The following is a 16,373-nucleotide window of genomic DNA, read 5'->3' as shown; positions in this document are numbered from 1 at the left end:
GCGAGCTAGCTCGGCGCGCTCATCGTCTGAAAGCGTGATCTCGACCGCGCGGGGCCCTCGATGCGACATGCAGGAAGTCTACGAATTGCAGACCTTCGTCCCCACGGTGTCAGGCGCCGATGAGCGCCGTGTCGTAGTAGCGGGCGAGCGCGGCCTCGGCGCCGGAGCCCATGGGCAGTGACGATGCGCTGGAAGCGGGCTGAGCGCAGATCCCCGGCGGTCCAGATCCGTGGGTGCTGCTCGTCGGGCGGGCAGTAGCCGTCCGTGGCCTGGGCGAGGTCGTCGAGGGCGGCGGGCCGGTTGACGAGGTTTCCGAGGACGGTGCCGGCGATGTACTGCCGCTGCTCGCCGCCGCGGTGGTCGACGTCGAGGATCCAGCCGCTGGTGGGTGCAGGGGTGATGGGGACGGCGCTGCACCGCACGAGGTTCACGCGCGGGTCCTCGGCGATCTCGGTGGCTTTGTAGTCGTCCTCTGGTGGGCACAGGACGCTGATGGTGCGGGCGACGGTCGGGTGGGCGCGCAGCCAGGTGCCCAGCGGCCGGTCCGCGCCGAGCACCCACGTCACGCCGCTCATCTGGTCGGGACCGGTGCGCCACAGCGGGTCAGGCCAGAAGCCGTCGGGTGCGGTGATCCAGGGGGTATCGGCGGGGGGGAGGGTGGTGACGCCGGTGGCGATGATGGCGGCGACCGCGGTGTGCTCGGTGCCGTCGGCGAGGCGGACGAAGGCGTGTGCGTAGTCGGCGGACACCGCGACGGCGGTGGCGGTGGTGCGGCGCAGCAGGTTGGTGGAGGCGATCCGCTCGAGGTCGGCGGCGAGCGCGGGTCCCGCCTGCCGGATGTGGAGTAGCTGCTGGACGATCCGGCGTGGGCGCAGTGCCAGGGTGGGCGGGTTCACCGCTATGAGGGGTGTGGCCCGCCCACCTGACGCCATCTATGCCGCGGTGGTGTCCGCCGGGGCCTTCACGTACTCAACCTCCTGCCGGCCGCACTCTTCGGCGAGCTTCTCCAGGGCGGTGACTTCGGCTTTGTTCGCGGTCAGGCTCCAGCGGAGTTTGGTGGCGGTCCAGTCTGCTGCGTAGGTGCAGCGCGCGTCCGCGAGCGGCGGCAGCCACTGAGCGGGGTCCTTATCGGCTTTGGCCCGGTTGCTCTTGGCGGTGACCGCGACCAGCGAGCGGTCGGCGGTGAGGTCGTTGGCGTAGTCCTGGCGGTGCTTGGACGTCCATGTCGAGGCGCCGGAGTCCCAGGCCTCGGCGAGCGGCACCACATGGTCGATGTCCAGCGCGCGTGGCTCGGTGAGGGTCTTCCCGTCGTAGTACGAGTACCACCTCCCCTGGGTGACCTTGCAGGCGCCCTCGACCGCCGGCTTCGTGCGGGACTCAGCGATGAGGACCTCGGCGCGGGTGCTGCAGCTGTCGTGGTCGGCGTCCACCCAATGCTTGAAGCTCGTGCGGATATAGCCCTCGCGGGATTCCGTGGCGCGCGGCAGCTTGTCGATGGCCTTGGCCAGGGACAAGCGGTGCGGCTCGGGTGCGGCCGGCGCGGAGGGGGCGGGTGCCGCGGCGAGGGCGGGAAGGGCGAGAAGCGCAGCGGTGAGGCCGCGCAGCATGGTTTTGGTCATGGACCGGTGATAGCCCTGCTGGGCTGGCGGGGGTGGGCGAAGCAGTCTGTGATCACCCGCATGGAGGGATCAGTCATACCGAGGAAACGTCTCGGCGGGCGGCCGGCCGAGGTGGTCGCCCAGTACGGACGGCAAAGCCGTCACTATCGACGGGTCCACAACAGCCTTCAGTCTCTGATCATGATGGGTTCCACCGCGGTAACGACGATCGCCGCGCTGAGCCAGCAGGAGTGGACCTGGCAGAGCGTGTCCATCGTCGTCCTGGGGTTCAACGTAACCCTCGCGTCCGCCTTCACCGGCTACTACAAGTACCGCGAACGCAGCTATTTCCCGCGGCAGACAACGGACGCCATCGAGGAGGAGCTCAACGCCGTGCTGCTCGGCATCGGTGACTACAGCCACTTCACCGAGGACCAGGAGGACGAAGCGCTCGCCAAGTTCACTCAGCGTGTGGAGACGCTGCGCAGTGAGCAGCGGCGCCGGGAGCAGCAACTCGACCAGCCTGCGGACCAGGCTGCGGCACTGGGATTGCCTGCGGCGTGATCGCACCGGGCACGGCGCTGCGTGTTCCCCGACGCAGGAGAGGGATGCGTCCCGGCCGCCGCGGTCGGCGACGGCTGATCGGGTGACCCGCCCCGCGTTCTGTCCTGGCGGGGAAGAGCTTGGTCATGTCCTGGACGTTGCCCGATCCCATGCTCGCCGTCGCCGTGCCCGATCCGCTGTTGCCGCCCGGGTGGGCCGCGGAGCCCAAGTGGGATGGCTACAGAGCACTATTGGCGCGGTACGCCGATGGTCGGGTGGTACTGCGCTCGCGCCGCGGGACCCTGATGACGGCTGCGTTCCCCGAGATCGTTTCGGCCGCCGCGGTGCTGCCCGGCGACATTGCGCTCGATGGGGAGCTGGTGGTGTGGGAGGACGGCCGGCTGGCCTTCGAGCGCCTGCAGGGCCGTCTGAACCGCACGGCGGCCGCGGCTACCCGCAACGCTATGGCCTGGCCGGCGCACTTCGTCGCCTTCGACCTCCTGCGACAAGGGGAGGACCTGGCCTCCCAGCCGTATACCGTGCGCCGGGCCGCCCTGGAACGCCTCTTCGCCGACCACGCGCTGGGGCCAGCCTTCGCGCTGTGTCCGTCGACCACCGACCTGCAGCAGGCCACGGAGTGGCTTTCGTGGTCGGCCGTGGGCATGGAGGGCCTCTGCTTCAAACGTCTGGACGAGCGGTACCGGCCAGGCCAGCGGACCTGGCGAGGACGGTCAGGAGCAGACAGGAACCGAACTGATGCAGCACACGTCTCCCGCATCATGATCTCCGACGAGCACCAAGAGCACGCGAGCTCCACCGGGCTCACCTCGCCGTCCGCGGTGACTGTAGATCCACCAAAGGCCAACGACTACAACAGCTTCGCCGAGGCGTACACGGCCGAAAATGAAGCCAACCTCATCAATGCCTACTACGAGCGGCCCGCGATGCTGGCCCTTGCCGGAGATGTGACCGGTCGGCGGATCCTTGATGCCGGCTGCGGCTCCGGGCCTCTGCTCGGGGTGCTGCGTAACCGTGGCGCCATCGTGAGCGGCTTCGACGCGAGTGCCGGGATGCTGGAGCTGGCACGGCGACGGCACGGCGACGGTGTTGACCTGCAGGTGGTCGACCTGGGCAGCCCGCTTCCGTACTCTGATGACACGTTCGACGATGTAGTCGCGTCTCTGGTGCTGCACTACCTGGAGGACTGGGGTCCGACGCTGGCTGAGCTGCGACGCGTACTCAAGCCCGGCGGTCGGCTGATCGCGTCTGTCGACCATCCCTTTGCCATCAACCTCATGCACCGCCAGGCCGGCCGCGAGGCCGAGTACGACTATTTCGACACCACCAACTGGACCGACGAGTGGACCATGGGCGGCCAGACCGCGCTGATGAGTATCTGGCACAGGCCGCTGCACGCGATGATCGAGGCGTTCACCGGGGCCGGTTTCCGGATAACGGTCATCAGCGAGCCGGAGCCGGATCCAGCCGCCCGTGAGCTGTTCCCCGAAGCCATCGCGGCCAAGCCGCGCTTCTTGTGCTTTCTGTTCTTCGTCCTGCAGGCTGAGTAGCACCCGGGTACTCCCAATCATCACCCGTCACTTGAGTCAGAACTCACCTGCCGACTGGTCTCAACGCTCGCTTATAGAGCCGTGTGGCGGCTCCAAGGCTGAACTGTCTGCGGGATCAAGGGAGTTCGTGGGGAAGTGGGCTCCCGGCCGGGAGCCTGGGTCGGTCCGGGTGGTGTTGCCGACCGTGAACTTGAGAACGATCAGTGCCGGTTGGCCTCGCGGGATGTGGGCTGTCCGCTCCTGCGGGAGGGCCGGCGGGTGATGCGCCTGGTCATCAGCGTGATCGCGGCCCAGGATGAGTCCTGTGCAACCAATCGTCGAGGGTGACGAAGTCCGATTCGGTGAGGCCCAGGCGGGGGTCGACGCGATGGAGCAGAGCATGTCCTGGATGGTGCGCGGATACCCAGGCGCGATCGGTGTCGGTGATCTCATCGTCGACCCATGTGAATGAGCGTCCGGCAGCCCAGTCGACGAGGGCGCGGGTCTTCCAGTGCAGTCCGTCTCGCTCGTCCTGCTCTTCTTGGTCGGGCGACTCCGGCCAAAGCACAACTGCCAACTGCGGCAGGCCAATCCGCGGAGCTATGTGTTCGTTCGCATCGGCCATCCATGTCGTGGCCCAGACCAGATCGCACGGCAGCGCCGCCAACCGGGGCCCGTGCCCTGGATTGATCCTGGCCAGCAACGGATTCCCGTTGGTCCCCTGCGGTTCGGGGACCGGGTAGGTCGGATAGCCGTTTGGGTACTGCTGCGGCGTCGCTCCGAAGGGAATGAGAGGTCCGTCGACATCGAGGAAGAGCAGTGGAGGCTGCGCAGAACCGGTCACTGCCGCACGATAGCGGCTCGACGTGATAGTCCCGAGTCGATGAGCAGGATCGCCAAGCGGCAGCGGGCCCGTCCTTCGCGAGCTGAAGAGCGGGTTCCTGTCGGAGATCAGCTTTTGAACCCGGCGCTGCTTCGTCCGGCGTCGCGGCGGAAGTCGGGCATGCCGAGATGAACGGTGGAGGGCTGCGCTGCACGGTCGCGCATTTCCTCCAGCTTCTGCGCGGCGGCGGCCACGGTGGGCTCGATGGCGGCGACCTCGCCGAGCCAGCCCTGGTCCTTGGCCTCCTGGAGGCCGTCGATGCGGTTGGCGTGGATCTTCTGAAGACGAGGCAACGGGGCCGGGGCAACGAGAAGTAGGGGACATCTGACACAGGCTTCTCTGAACTAGTGCTCTGACCATATTGGTTCGCCGGGTTGGTGGTCGGGGCGATTGGATGTGCGGTGAGGTCCGATCCGAGTGCTGGGGGTGCGGTGGCTGAGCCTGTTCGCGTGCGCAGGTTGACCGACCAGGAGGGGCAGAAACTGCAGCAGATCGTGCGCCGGGGCAGCACCGGTTCAACGAGATCGGCCTGGCCTGTCTGGACCCTCGGTGGGCGGGAGGCCGTCCCCGCCTGCTCAGTCCTGACGACGAGGACTTCATCGTCCAGACGGCCACCACCCGTCGGACCAAGCTCGGCCAGCCCTTCACCCGCTGGTCCATCCGCAAACTGCTGGACTACCTGCGGAAAGTCCATGGGCGGGTCATCCGCATCAGCCGCGATGCGTTACGCCGTCTGCTCACCCGCCGCGGCATCACCTTCCAGCGCACCAAGACGTGGAAGGAGTCCCCGGACCCCGACCGCGAGGCAAAGCTGGACCGGATCGAGGAGGTCCTGGACCGCTTCCCGGACCGGGTCTTCGCGTTCGACGAGTTCGGCCCGCTCGGCATCCGCCCCACCGGCGGTGCGGGCTGGGCCCCCGCCAGTCACCCCGAGCGGCACCCGGCGACCTACCACCGCACGCACGGCGTCAGGTACTTCCACGGCTGCTATTCGGTCGGCGACGACACGCTCTGGGGCGTCAACCGCCGGAAGAAGGGCGCCGCGAACACGCTGGCCGCGCTCAGGTCGGTCCGGGCCGCCCGACCGGACGGCGCCCCCATCTACGTCATCCTGGACAACCTGTCCGCCCACAAGGGCGAGACGATCCGCCGCTGGGCGAAGAAGAACCGCGTCGAGCTGTGCTTCACGCCGACGTACGCGTCCTGGGCCAACCCAATCGAGGCGCACTTCGGGCCGCTGCGGCAGTTCACCATCGCCAACTCCAACCACTGCAACCACACTGTGCAGACCCGGGCCCTGCACGCCTATCTGCGCTGGCGCAACGCGAATGCCCGTCACCCGGACGTGCTGGCAGCCCAGCGCCGCGAGCGCGCTCGCATCCGCAGAGAGAAGGGCATCCGTTGGGGCGGACGTCCCCTCGCCAATGCCGCTTGACCAGCCCGGCGGGTCCTAGCAGTAGCCGTCCACCCTCGCGCCGACTGGAGCGAGGTTGGGCCAGGGATGTCCTGCTCTGTCGGAGGCAGCGGACCGTAGGAGGTCGAGAATCGCGCACCCCGGGTAGCCCCGAAAACTCGCGTAGGTGCCCCGGTAGTAGCAGCTCCAGTAGCTCACGACCCGCCGTTGAGTGCGCGCGAAGAATGCAGGGTTGTCCACGATGAACTGCCCGTAAGCGAGGTGGCCGGAGGTGCCGGCCGTGGCGAGATCACGGAGCTCATCGCAGATGACGACCAGGATCTCCAAGACGTACTCGCCAACCAGCTGCACGACGAAGGGGACGACCCATGGGTCCGTGGAACCAACGACCTTCTCCAGGTGGCGCTGTCTGACCATGCCGTCGCAGTGCCTTGAGTACAGGCAGTGCAGAAGCTGTTGTTGGCGCGACGAAAGCGACGCTACAGCGTCAGTTGGCGGCTCGTCGTTGTAGAGGCGCTCGGGGATCAAAACCTGCTGGCCCTCGACAGCGACCGAGAACGAGGTATGTGGCTGGAGCCGAGAATCAGGCATCACCGCCAGGACTGCCTCGGCATCGCTTGCAAGCTCGGCTGGGAACGCCGTGATCAACGGATTGCTGCGGTCGGAAAGCGGCTGCACGAGCCGAGCATAGGCGGATGCCTCGGCCAGGTAGCTGGCATTAATGGCCCCACACCCGCCCAACCCGGCGAAGGTATGCGGTCAGAGCACTAGGGAACAGGGTGTGGCCCCGATCTCTGGAGCGGGCATCCCTGGGCTGGCACGATGAGTGTCCATGAATGATCAAGAATCCCTGCCGCCCAAGCTCTGCGCTTGGTCACAACTCACTTCCCACACGCCCTGGGCGCCATGCTGGGAGGCTCGGCTGCCCAGGGGTCGTGCCAATCCGACGAGTGATCTCGACGTGGCTGTCCTCCTGCCGGACTCGGACACCAGCCGTCGTGAGGTGATACGCCATGAGGGCCGCCTGGCCGAGCTGTTCCTAAACATCCTTGCGGACGTGCCGGAATTCTTCGAGTGGGACAGAGCCCGTCGTCGTGGCACGGTCCTGTGCATCTATGCCCAGGGGCTGCCCTTGATGGACCCCCAGGGCCATCTTTCCTGGACGTGTGAACAGGCCCGAGCGATACTCGCGGTCGGCCCGCCTCCGCTCACCCCAGCGGAATGGGAACGAGGCCGCTACGGCCTCACCTGCTTCATGGACGACTTGGTCGACACCCCGCCGACCAATCGGTACGAACAGCTCTCCCTCGCCGACTTCATTCTGCGCGAGGCAACACACCTTCTCACTGCCTAGCCAGCGTAGAGGGCACAGGGCGGTGCCAGGTGGTCTCCTACTCACCCTCCACGCTCACCGCCGATGAGGTGCGCCGTGCTCATGGCCCGCCGCGACAGCACCAGTGCGGTGTAGCCGCACTGGACCGGTCGTCCGCCTGGTAGCCGACGAACGGTGTCTGCAAGGCGGTTGCGCAGTCAGGACGATCATCGGCCACCGGTTTTCACAGGGCGGCCCAGGGTCGGGGGCTGCCGCCGCTCAATGGCGCCCATATGTTGCTGGCGGGCCCGTGCTCCTCGAGGTCTTCCAGGATGGCTGCGCCGAGTGGGACTGCGCGGCTCAGTGCAGCGACGAGCGGGTGCTGGGCAACCATCTCTTGCAGATCACTGATCCGGTTGGCCAGTCGGGTGCGGGAGGCGTTGGTCAGTACGAACAGCACTCGTGGGAAGACCGGATACCAGCGTAGCCAGCCCGGCCCGGCTGCGGCGGGTGCTCTGCGGTGGCCCGCGGGCTGTGCGTCGTAGTGATAGAGCCGTGCGTAATCGATCAGTTTCGTGGCCAGGCGCTCGCTGCTCATGGTGGTGCGGTCGACTTCTACGAAGGCGCGCAGCTTTCGCCGTTGGGCGTCTTCGAGGAGGGTGTAGTGCATGACGGCGTCGGCCACCAGGCGGTCGCCCTCGCCGATGGAGTGCGAGACCTCAGGAGTCCAGTCCCAGGGGCCATGCTCATGGCTGCGTCGGCGGGCCTCTGCGCTGAAGACCAGATGGGTCCGTACGACGGTGAGCGTGTGCGGTGTTTTCATCGATGCCGCTGCTGTCGAAGCGATGGTGTAGGGCTGGCGCCCCCGGAGGACGGGCAGGCCCCGGACGAGGTGGCCACCCTGATCGGTGAGGTGCCAGGCGCGGGGATGTGACCGGGATGTGCTGGGCAGCACTGTGAAGTCGACGAATCCCTCGACACGCAATCTGGCCACGGCTCGGGAGATCAACTGCCGGGTGCCGTCGGGACGGAGCATCTGGTGCAGCTGGCTCGTGGTGGCGATGCGGTGCTGGGCGAGCGCCGCCAGCACTTGGTGGCGTAGCGGTTCACCGGTCATCGGGGTCCCTTCTTCACAAGGGCGCCAGGCCGGAGGAGAGCTTGTCAAAGCTCGCTCGTTCGGCTGAGGGGCGTCTGTTCAGGCCGTGCACTAGGGGCCGTGAGGATCTGAGCCGACCGGTGTCGTGCTCGCCTGTGGGGGAGGAAACCCGAGAGCCTCGACCGGGTCCTCGACCACCAAGGCCCGGCCACGGTCACGGACAAGACACGCTGTCACCACTGCAGGCACGTACTCCGACCACCGAGTTGCAGATGGCGGCGGCCGACGCGGACTTGGCCTGACTGAAGCTATGGAGCGGCGAGGCTGGGGCGCATCGGAGCACTGGGCGGCATGCCGATCTGCCTTACGGGCCCCAGAAAGGATGGGTTCTCAGGTACCCGCCGGGGCCGCGCTGAAGGTTGCTCGCGCCGTGTCGTTCCTCGCACACCTCAGACACCGGTAGGCCGAGATGATCAGTGCCGAGTGCCCCACCGTCGACACGTCGGCGTCGTCATGCGAGGTCGGCGTCCCGCACACGGCCCACAGGCGGAACTCCATCTCAGGCGCCGCGCAGGACGGGCACCACAGCCGACTCGGCTGCTCGGTAACCGGTAAGGTCCAATAGCCCCAACGGGGCGTGAGCAGGCGTGGAGAAGCCCCCGGCGGTGACCCGGGCCCTCAATGCGAGCGCGGCCGCCAAGCAGAAGGACACCCACCTGCGCGAGTACCTGGAACCCAAACGGGACGTGGGCTTCTTCGAGCGGCGTCGCGCCGGGTTCACCCTCAAGCAGCTGGAGGCCGACATCAGCGCCGTGACCGCCGAGCGCGCGGCGCTGTGGACGGAGGCGAACCGGGCCCAGAATGTCGCCCGCGACCACCGGCTGGAGGCGTGGAAGTTGGTGCGCGAGAGCAACTTCGCCGGGCAGTTCCGTGACCTCGGCGCCGACAAGCCCGCTCCGAAGGAGCTCGACGTCGTCATCGAGCGGCTGGCCACGATGCGCGAGCGGCTGCCGGACGTCGAGATGCGCCTGGACCGCCGCGACGCCCAGACGCTGGCCCGTCTGCAGGGGGAGGCCGCCAAGTTCAAGGAGGCGGCCACCAGCAGCCGTGCCACTGTGGCGGCCGGGCAGGCCGAGCAGGTCCTGCGCAAGACGATCGCCACAAAGTACCCCGAGCTCCACAACGTCGAGACGAAGGCCCGCCGGGCGCACATCGTCGAGCAGAAGCGCGCGGCCGCCGAGCAGGCCCGGGCCCGGGCCCAGGAGTCGGCCAGCTACCACCACCAGCCGCCCTCACAGGGCCGTGGAGGGCCGTCCATGGGCCGGTAGACCCATTAGGTCCAACAGGTCTGACGAGCCGTGAGCGGGCATGAAGAGGCCCCGGCGGTGCTCGGCGCACGAGCGGCCGCCGGGGCCTCCTGGGTGGCTCGGGCACCCGCTGGAAAGCGCCGGGAGGTGGAGTCTCAGGGGGACGTGACCGTTGGGACGGAGCCCTGCGGACGTGAGGCGGACGGACCTTCACTGTGGTGCCGCCCGCCGTCGTGTATGCCCCTGCTACCCGCCGAGATCGGGGAGGGTCGAGCCCAAGCCGACCGCGCGGAGCTTGACAGGGTCGATGACCCGGTAGGTCCGGTTACTTCGCCCGTGCGTGGTGTCGGCGAGGATCTCGTGCTCGCGCAGCTCCTTCAGGGCCTTCTCTACGGTGGAGACCCCGAAGCCGAGGGCGTTGGCGAAGTCGCGCTGGGCGGGGCCGATCAGCACTTGGGGGTCGAGAGCGCCGGAAAGGATCTCAGCGCCGAGATCTTGGTGGTAGGTGAGATGGGACAGGAGCCGGGCGACGCGGTGGAGCGGCTTGCTGGCGTCCATGCCGTAGACGGCCTCGAACTCCTTGACGAAGTTCATCAGCCGCTGGTGGATCATGCGGACGACCGGCAGGTTGCGTACCGCGAGCGAGCGCAGGGCTGCGCGCGGGATGCGTACGGTACGGGTGGCGGACAGGAACTGGACCTGCTCGAGCCTGGTGACGGACGGCACGTCGGTGAACAGGTCAAGGTTGCCCAGGACGTAGTTTCCCCCCCAGATGTGCCCGTCGACGAGCACCGTGCCGAACAGTACGAACTCGATGTGCTGGGAGTTCAGCGGCTCGGGCTCGGCGGAGCGCGGGTGCCGGTACAGCTGACTGAAGCTGGCGAGCTCCTCGGCGACGTCCTGATCGAGGCCCTGCTGCATGTAGTAGTACTGCAGCACGCGGCGGGCGCGGTTGTTACGGGATTCTGCGCCGCCAGCAGTGTTCACCTCGTGCACGGGGGAGACACGCGTGGCGGCGAGTGCCGCTCGGCTCAGCCTCGGGAGCGCGGTGTGCTTGTGCGCCTGGAGGGGCACGCCACCCCTGGAGCGGATCTCGTTCACAGCAGCCCCGCCTTCACGTCGGCCAAGAGCGGCGCGGCGACGACGTGCACAGCCACGGGCGGAGCCGGAGGCTCGGTGAGGGCCTTGGTGATGGGCACCATCGACCCGACGAGCGTGCCGATGCCGACGATGACGGCGACGACGCGGCCCGGCGTCGACTTGAGCCGGTCGACGGCGAACGCGATCGTCGCAAAGACGATCAGGAAGATCGCCACGAGAACGACGAGCCGCACGAGGGCGGTCTCGGGCTCGGGCGGGGGCTCCATCAGGATCCGGGTGATGGGCACCAGCGCCCCGATCAGGGTGGCGATCGCGGTGACGATCGCAGCGACCCGGACGGGCTTGGACTGGAAGCGGTGAACGACGAAGGCGATCGTCGCAAAGACGATCAGGAAGATCGCCAAGAGGGCGACCAACGGAGCCGTGGCGGACACGAGCAGTTCTCCCGAGTACTGGACGGACGGGGGACCACGGCTGCTGCCCGGCTTCCCTCCGGTGGCTTAGGCCGGAGGGAGGACGAGCCCGGCACAGGTGCCGGATACCGCGCTGGACTGTTCTTCGCTCTTCTTGCGTGGCCGGGCTCGGCACCCCAAGTAACAGGCTCCATCGACCGGTTAATCGCGAACGATACCGAAGTCCGACAACGTGCCCAACTAAGGCATCCGGAGAGGGAATCGGGCTCAACTCAGGCGTCTGGTGCGGGTTTTGGTGCTCATAAACAAAGGTACTCAAGTCGGCCAAACGAGTACTTGTCGTATTTTCTGAGCTCTGATTGGACGTCAAGAAACCCGTAGACGTAGGGCTTTGAGGGCGTCGCCTCCTGAAACCCCTCCGAATAAGGCATGAGGAGACACCAAGTTCGGTTACATATTCCGTGCTGGACACGGGCCCCTGGACTGGCCTTCGCTCAGCATCATCGGGCATTTGCCCGGAGGGTTGGCCCCCTTCGGGTGCCCGATGTCCATCGTCACTGAGGGCCCCGCCGACAGCGGGGCCCTCAGTGTTTCCGCAGTTCAAGCCAGTTGTGCATCCGCGGCGTTCGTGGCCGCCCCTTCAGGCCGGGCCTCCTGTCGTTCGCCAGGCTAAAGAGTCAGAGCGGCCTCCAACTCTGTTCCTCACGCAGCTCAAATAAGTGGTGAAAACGGGAGAAAGTTACCTCTGCTCTGAGATTGCAAATCTTGCTACATGCTGTAAGGTGCCGCCTCTGTCACCTGATGCGATCGACTTTCACGTACGTGTAGTCAAAAGTGCAGGGAAAAAGCAATTTTAGGGCGCTTAAGTGCCAAGATGCCGCTTTCGGCACATGGCCACGCTCCGTCTACTTTCGGTGCAACACCGAAAGTGTTCCGCGCCCCTTACAGCGACGACCGCGGCCAACTAGCAGCCTCATGGGGCCCGGCTTACCTCCCGGGCCTGCGTTCGTCGCCCGGCGTACCAAGGGAAGCGCCGGAAGCCGTGCTCAGGGGGACGCGGCCGTCGCCTCTTCGGCGGGCACGGCGGTCTGCAGGCGGTCGAGGCGTTCGTACAGCGCGCGGAGAAGCCGGGCCCGGTTCTGCACCCTGTGCAGGCTCGTGCACGGCTGCGAGAGCCGTCCGTCGGCCTCCTGCAGGATCAGCTCGGCGAACAGCCGGCGCCCGTCGTCCTCGTCGAGGCGGGCCGCGCTGACGCGGACCTCGTCGGCGACGGCCCTCGCCGCCCCGCCGAGCAGGTGCCCGATCTGCACGACCTCGTCGGCCGGTACATCCGGCGGTGAGGACCAGGCCAGCGCAGTACGCACGATCCGCTCGTGCGTCTCGCGGTCGGGCGGAAGTCCCGCCGTCAGGCGGTCCTTGGGGTCATGGAGAACGCTGTAGGAAGTGCTCATGAAGGATCCGCCTTGGGCTGCACGGCGCTCCCCAGGGCGCGCAAGTGGTGGACGAGCTGGTCCGGACACACCAGCGGGAGGTCGTTGCCGGGCGTGCTGAGCCAGTGAGCCGCCGGGCTGACCGCGCCCGGGGCCGGAACCAGCAGCTGGTGGCCGGCGTCCAGGACGCGCACACCGGGTAGGTCCGCGGCCGCGCGTCCGGTGCCCGGCGGCACCATCACGTACAACTGGTCGCGCAGGTGGTCGGCGAGCACCGGGTACCCGCGTCGCGGGCTGACCCGCAGCGCGGCCAGCGCGGCGAGTCCCAGCGATATCGGGGTGATGGCCACCGCGTCCCAGCTCTGGCCGCACGCCTCCCAGCGGGTGAGCTCGGAGCGGTGCTGCCACCGCTCGCACAGCCGGTCAGACGGCTGTGCGAGCTGGTGCCACATCGAGGTGGATGCCTTCACGGACTGGGCCATATCCGGACCGTAGGCGCGGTATACAGAGGGTGACCCACACGATGTGTGTGGGTCCTCAACTCCCCTGCGGAGCACCTGATGGACCGGATCCAGTTCGGCCGCCGAGTCGCCTACTGGCGAGGCCGCCGCCGCTACTCCCAGCAGGAACTCGCCTCCCTCATGCGCCGCTCGCTGCGCTGGGTCGAGGAACTGGAGGGCGGCCGCCGTCAGGCCGACCCGAACCTGTCCGTCGCGACCGAGGTCGCGATGTGCCTCGATGTCACCCTGGACCGCCTGCTCCACGACCCGGCGGTGCTGTGCCCCGCCGAGAGCGAGATCGACGCGGTCCGCGCCGCCCTGCAGCGCCACGACGTCCTCACCGGACGCTGCGCCAACGACGCCACCGACCCCGTACCGGTCGTCGTCCTGCAGCGCAGCCTCTGGCACGCGCGCACCGGCTTCCAGGCCGGACACTTCGCCCAGCTCGGCACGCAGCTCCCCCAACTGCTCGTCGAGGCCACCCGGGCCGCCGCCCGGCACGAGGGCGACGACCGGCTGGAGGCGTACCGGCAGCTCTCCCTGACGCTGGAGCTCACCGAGGCCGCGGCCATCAAGTGGGGCTCCAGCGAGCTCGCGGTGACCGCCGGCCAGCGTGCGGTCGCGGCCGCCGAACGCTCCGAGGACCCCCTCATTCAGGCGTCCGCGGCCCGGCACCTCGCGGACGCCATGACCGCCCACAGCCAGGCGGCGGCCGCCGTCACCTTCGCCACCTGCGCCGCCCGCCGCCTTCAGGACGAGCTGATGCGCAGCGGCCCCGAGGGGCTCTCCGTGCTCGGGATGCTGTTCCTGAAGGCCGCCATGGCGCAGGCCACCGCCGCCGAGGCCGACAACGACCGCCCCGACGTCCTGGCCCGCGCGGTGCCCGGCTTCCTCGATCAGGCCGACGAGCACGCCGAACGCCTCGGACACGACGACAACCTCCTGTGGACCAGCTTCGGGCCAACCAACTGCGCGCTCTACCGCGTCGCCGCCCACGTGCAACTGAGCGAGGGCGCCGCCGCCGTGGCGGTCGCGGCGGGCATTTCCGCAACCGCCCTCGCCGGACTACCGCGTGAACGCCGCGCCCATCTGCTCACCGACCGTGCCATCGCCGAGAAGCAGGCCGACCGGCGCGCGGACGCCGTCGACACCCTCCTCGAGGCGGAGAAACTCGCCCCCGAGGAAGTCGTGTGCCGCCCGCGCACCAAACGCCTCGTCGAGGACCTCCGCCTGCTGGGCGTCAGCCCCACCGCGGAGGGCCGCTTGCGCGGCCTCGTTGATCGCTGTGGACTGCCCGGATGACCCAGACCCGCACCCTGTACTTGATCGCCTGCGCCGCCCCGCCGGCCCGCCGCCTCGACGTCCCCATCCGCGCTGCCCAGAAGGCCGGTTGGGACGTCTGCCTGATCCTCACGCCCTCCGCCCACCGGTGGCTTACCGAGGATGCCGAGGACGAGATCGAGGCCCTGGAGGAACTGACCGGGCACCCTGTCCGCTGGCAGTACAAGCTCCCCTCGCAGCCCGACGTCCTGCCCGCGCCGGACGCCATCCTCGTCGCCCCGCTCACCAACAACACGCTCGCGAAGTGGGCATCGGCCATCAGCGACACGCTGGCCCTCGGTCTGATCACCGAGGGCATCGGACTGGGCCTCAAGATCGCCGCCCTCCCCCACTTCAACGATGCGCAGGCCGCGCATCCTGCCGTCCGCAAACACGTCGACTTCCTGCGCGAGGCCGGTGTCACCGTGCTGCTCGGCGAGGGCGGCTTCACCCCGCACAAGCCCAAGCAGGGAAACGTCGACGCCTACCCGTGGCAGGCCGGGCTCGACGCCCTCTGCTGATCAGTTGGGACCGTTAGACCCAACGGGCCCAACCGTTGCTGCATCTTTCTCCAAGCGTCGGCGGCGCCATGCGGTGTACCTGCGCTTTGAAAGATTTTCTTCAGGTGCGGCCGCACGACGGTAGCCGCACCGGGCAGCGAATGCCGTAACCATCGTTCAGCTAGGAGGGGGCCCGCCGTCTCCGCCCGAACCCAGCAAGAGGTAAAGGAGCGTCACCACCCCCACGCTGACCGCCAGCGCGGTCCCGAGGGCGGGGTGGCGATACACGACGTAGCCGACGAACGCCCCGGCGAGAAGAAGGACGAGGATGCGCAGATCGAGCAGACCGTTCACCGGGTCACCGCCGAGCTGACCGAGGGGATCACGATGAGGTCGGCCGCCGCGAGCTGATGGGCACGCCGTCGGACCCGGGCCAGGCGCCGCTCGACCGTCTTCCTCGTGGTCCCCAGCTGCTGCGCGATCTGCTCCTGGGTCGCCCCAGTGGCCAGCATCGCCTCGCAGACCGCCCGCTCCTCCATCGACGCCTTAAAGGCGCTAACAAAGCCGTTGAACGTGGCGGTGAGTGATCAGACAGACGGCGAGTCCGAGGAAGGCTTCGTGGATGTCGTCGCGTCGTTCCCAGCGGATGCGCAGGCGGCGAAAGCCGTGCAGCCAGGCGATGGTGCGTTCGACGACGTAGCGGAAAATGCCCAGTCCTGTGCCGTGCGGCTCGCCTCGTTTCGCGATCACGGGGCGGATTCCGCGCTGCCAGAGCAGGCGCCGGTACATGTCGTGGTCGTAGCCGCGGTCGGCCAGCAGCGCATCAGGCCGGTGTCGAGTCCGGCCGACCAGCCCGGCAACGGCAGGAATCTTGTCGACCAGCGGCAGCAGCTGGGTGATGTCGTTGCGGTTTCCGCCGGTCAGCGTGACCGCGAGCGGGATGCCCTGGCCGTCGGTGATGAGGTGGTGCTTGCTGCCCGGCCGTGCGCGGTCGACCGGGCTGGGGCCGCTTTTGGGCCCCGTCGAGCGGCCCGGACGTGCGAGGAGTCGATCACCGCCCGCGACCAGTCGAGCTGGTTCTTCGAGCGCAGCTTCTCCAGCAGGAGGACGTGGAGTTGGTCCCAGACGCCGGCCTCGTTCCAGGCGGCCAGCCGCCGCCAGCAGGTCATGCCCGACCCGAAGCCCAGCTCCTGGGGCAGGTACTCCCACTGGATACCGGTGTGCAGCACGAACAGGATCCCGCACAGGGCCTGCCGGTCGGGCACCCGAGGTCTGCCCTGGGCCAGTTTGGGTCCCGGCTCGGGCAGCAACGGCTCGATGAGCGACCACAGTTCATCCGACACGATCCACACGGCCGCGACTGATGTTTCGCCACAACCAGACCAACGAGCCGACACGCCAACAGTCAC

General features: G+C 68.1%; 19 protein-coding genes and 2 pseudogenes. 8 read left to right on the top strand and 13 right to left on the bottom strand.

Features of this window, described 5'->3' with window-relative positions; genetic code table 11:
• Nucleotides 1-5: 5 nt before the first annotated feature.
• Both ACZ69I_RS22770 and ACZ69I_RS22765 read right to left on the bottom strand, forming a co-directional pair.
• Nucleotides 6-896 carry an oxidoreductase gene (locus ACZ69I_RS22770; RefSeq protein ID WP_470834210.1) on the bottom strand — a complete coding sequence of 297 codons (891 nt, stop codon included), beginning with the start codon at nucleotides 894-896 and terminating at the stop codon, nucleotides 6-8.
• A gap of 36 nt (nucleotides 897-932) precedes the next feature.
• Complete coding sequence (locus tag ACZ69I_RS22765) at nucleotides 933-1,619, bottom strand: HNH endonuclease family protein (RefSeq protein WP_470834208.1); 687 nt, start codon at nucleotides 1,617-1,619, stop codon at nucleotides 933-935.
• A gap of 48 nt (nucleotides 1,620-1,667) precedes the next feature.
• Between ACZ69I_RS22765 and ACZ69I_RS22760 the strand changes: the two genes are divergently transcribed.
• The 3 genes and pseudogenes from ACZ69I_RS22760 (at nucleotide 1,668) to ACZ69I_RS22750 (ending at nucleotide 3,709) form a co-directional block, all read left to right on the top strand.
• Nucleotides 1,668-2,162 carry a DUF4231 domain-containing protein gene (locus ACZ69I_RS22760; RefSeq protein WP_470834207.1) on the top strand — a complete coding sequence of 165 codons (495 nt, stop codon included), beginning with the start codon at nucleotides 1,668-1,670 and terminating at the stop codon, nucleotides 2,160-2,162.
• A gap of 125 nt (nucleotides 2,163-2,287) precedes the next feature.
• Nucleotides 2,288-2,851, top strand: a pseudogene (locus ACZ69I_RS22755) (ATP-dependent DNA ligase); the annotation flags it as partial.
• Nucleotides 2,852-2,920: 69 nt separating this feature from the next.
• Nucleotides 2,921-3,709 carry a class I SAM-dependent methyltransferase gene (locus ACZ69I_RS22750; RefSeq protein ID WP_470834409.1) on the top strand — a complete coding sequence of 263 codons (789 nt, stop codon included), beginning with the start codon at nucleotides 2,921-2,923 and terminating at the stop codon, nucleotides 3,707-3,709.
• 274 nt (nucleotides 3,710-3,983) lie between these two features.
• On the opposite strand, the gene ACZ69I_RS22745 is transcribed toward ACZ69I_RS22750, so the two are convergent.
• The gene (locus tag ACZ69I_RS22745) at nucleotides 3,984-4,532 is read right to left on the bottom strand and encodes an HAD domain-containing protein (RefSeq protein ID WP_467677376.1); all 549 of its coding nucleotides are present in this window, start codon (nucleotides 4,530-4,532) and stop codon (nucleotides 3,984-3,986) included.
• A gap of 107 nt (nucleotides 4,533-4,639) precedes the next feature.
• On the bottom strand, nucleotides 4,640-4,864 hold the full coding sequence (locus ACZ69I_RS22740; protein WP_470834206.1) for a hypothetical protein: 225 nt from the start codon (nucleotides 4,862-4,864) through the stop codon (nucleotides 4,640-4,642).
• Nucleotides 4,865-5,002: 138 nt separating this feature from the next.
• Here ACZ69I_RS22740 and ACZ69I_RS22735 point away from each other — a divergent pair.
• A pseudogene (locus ACZ69I_RS22735) lies at nucleotides 5,003-6,006 on the top strand (IS630 family transposase).
• Nucleotides 6,007-6,021: 15 nt separating this feature from the next.
• On the opposite strand, the gene ACZ69I_RS22730 reads toward ACZ69I_RS22735, so the two are convergent.
• Nucleotides 6,022-6,663, bottom strand: a complete 642-nt coding sequence (locus ACZ69I_RS22730; RefSeq protein ID WP_470834204.1) for a hypothetical protein — start codon at nucleotides 6,661-6,663, stop codon at nucleotides 6,022-6,024.
• Between the two features lie 283 nt (nucleotides 6,664-6,946).
• Here ACZ69I_RS22730 and ACZ69I_RS22725 point away from each other — a divergent pair, with 283 nt between their 5' ends.
• A complete protein-coding gene (locus ACZ69I_RS22725) occupies nucleotides 6,947-7,339 on the top strand; it encodes a hypothetical protein (RefSeq protein ID WP_470834203.1) in 393 nt (130 codons plus the stop codon).
• A gap of 202 nt (nucleotides 7,340-7,541) precedes the next feature.
• On the opposite strand, the gene ACZ69I_RS22720 is transcribed toward ACZ69I_RS22725, so the two are convergent.
• Nucleotides 7,542-8,414, bottom strand: a complete 873-nt coding sequence (locus ACZ69I_RS22720; RefSeq protein ID WP_467677385.1) for a replication-relaxation family protein — start codon at nucleotides 8,412-8,414, stop codon at nucleotides 7,542-7,544.
• Nucleotides 8,415-9,040: 626 nt separating this feature from the next.
• Between ACZ69I_RS22720 and ACZ69I_RS22715 the strand changes: the two genes are divergently transcribed.
• Complete coding sequence (locus tag ACZ69I_RS22715; protein WP_467677387.1) at nucleotides 9,041-9,721, top strand: hypothetical protein; 681 nt, start codon at nucleotides 9,041-9,043, stop codon at nucleotides 9,719-9,721.
• A gap of 225 nt (nucleotides 9,722-9,946) precedes the next feature.
• On the opposite strand, the gene ACZ69I_RS22710 is transcribed toward ACZ69I_RS22715, so the two are convergent.
• The 4 genes from ACZ69I_RS22710 to ACZ69I_RS22695 all read right to left on the bottom strand — a co-directional run bounded on the left by ACZ69I_RS22710 (nucleotide 9,947) and on the right by ACZ69I_RS22695 (nucleotide 13,126).
• On the bottom strand, nucleotides 9,947-10,801 hold the full coding sequence (locus tag ACZ69I_RS22710) for a helix-turn-helix domain-containing protein (protein WP_467677389.1): 855 nt from the start codon (nucleotides 10,799-10,801) through the stop codon (nucleotides 9,947-9,949).
• A complete protein-coding gene (locus ACZ69I_RS22705; RefSeq protein WP_467677391.1) occupies nucleotides 10,798-11,205 on the bottom strand; it encodes a hypothetical protein in 408 nt (135 codons plus the stop codon). The genes ACZ69I_RS22710 and ACZ69I_RS22705 overlap by 4 nt, the downstream gene beginning before the upstream one ends.
• 1,055 nt (nucleotides 11,206-12,260) lie before the next feature.
• Nucleotides 12,261-12,665 (bottom strand): restriction endonuclease, encoded by a 405-nt coding sequence (locus ACZ69I_RS22700; RefSeq protein ID WP_467677393.1) that lies wholly within the window; start codon nucleotides 12,663-12,665, stop codon nucleotides 12,261-12,263.
• The gene (locus ACZ69I_RS22695; protein WP_467677395.1) at nucleotides 12,662-13,126 is read right to left on the bottom strand and encodes a hypothetical protein; all 465 of its coding nucleotides are present in this window, start codon (nucleotides 13,124-13,126) and stop codon (nucleotides 12,662-12,664) included. The genes ACZ69I_RS22700 and ACZ69I_RS22695 overlap by 4 nt, the downstream gene beginning before the upstream one ends.
• Before the next feature lie 78 nt (nucleotides 13,127-13,204).
• Between ACZ69I_RS22695 and ACZ69I_RS22690 the strand changes: the two genes are divergently transcribed.
• Together ACZ69I_RS22690 and ACZ69I_RS22685 are read left to right on the top strand one after the other, a co-directional pair.
• Entirely contained in the window at nucleotides 13,205-14,446 is a 1,242-nt protein-coding gene (locus tag ACZ69I_RS22690; protein ID WP_467677397.1) for a helix-turn-helix domain-containing protein, read from the top strand.
• The gene (locus ACZ69I_RS22685) at nucleotides 14,443-14,985 is read left to right on the top strand and encodes a flavoprotein (protein ID WP_470834200.1); all 543 of its coding nucleotides are present in this window, start codon (nucleotides 14,443-14,445) and stop codon (nucleotides 14,983-14,985) included. Before ACZ69I_RS22690 ends, ACZ69I_RS22685 begins: the two co-directional genes overlap by 4 nt.
• 156 nt (nucleotides 14,986-15,141) lie before the next feature.
• On the opposite strand, the gene ACZ69I_RS22680 is transcribed toward ACZ69I_RS22685, so the two are convergent.
• From ACZ69I_RS22680 to ACZ69I_RS22670, 3 genes are all read right to left on the bottom strand, one after another.
• Nucleotides 15,142-15,318 (bottom strand): hypothetical protein, encoded by a 177-nt coding sequence (locus ACZ69I_RS22680; RefSeq protein WP_467677401.1) that lies wholly within the window; start codon nucleotides 15,316-15,318, stop codon nucleotides 15,142-15,144.
• Nucleotides 15,315-15,503, bottom strand: coding sequence for a sigma factor-like helix-turn-helix DNA-binding protein (locus tag ACZ69I_RS22675; protein ID WP_467677403.1), 189 nt, complete (start codon nucleotides 15,501-15,503; stop codon nucleotides 15,315-15,317). Before ACZ69I_RS22675 ends, ACZ69I_RS22680 begins: the two co-directional genes overlap by 4 nt.
• A 16-nt stretch (nucleotides 15,504-15,519) precedes the next feature.
• Nucleotides 15,520-16,316, bottom strand: a protein-coding gene (locus tag ACZ69I_RS22670; protein WP_470834197.1) for an IS5 family transposase whose coding sequence is annotated in 2 segments (ribosomal slippage) — nucleotides 15,520-16,005 and nucleotides 16,008-16,316 — 795 coding nt in all. Because the reading frame shifts where the segments join, the coding sequence is not laid out codon by codon here.
• Nucleotides 16,317-16,373 lie beyond the last annotated feature (57 nt).

Source organism: Streptomyces sp. NPDC036815 (genome assembly GCF_055609205.1).
This window is presented reverse-complemented; position numbering and strand designations above follow the sequence as displayed.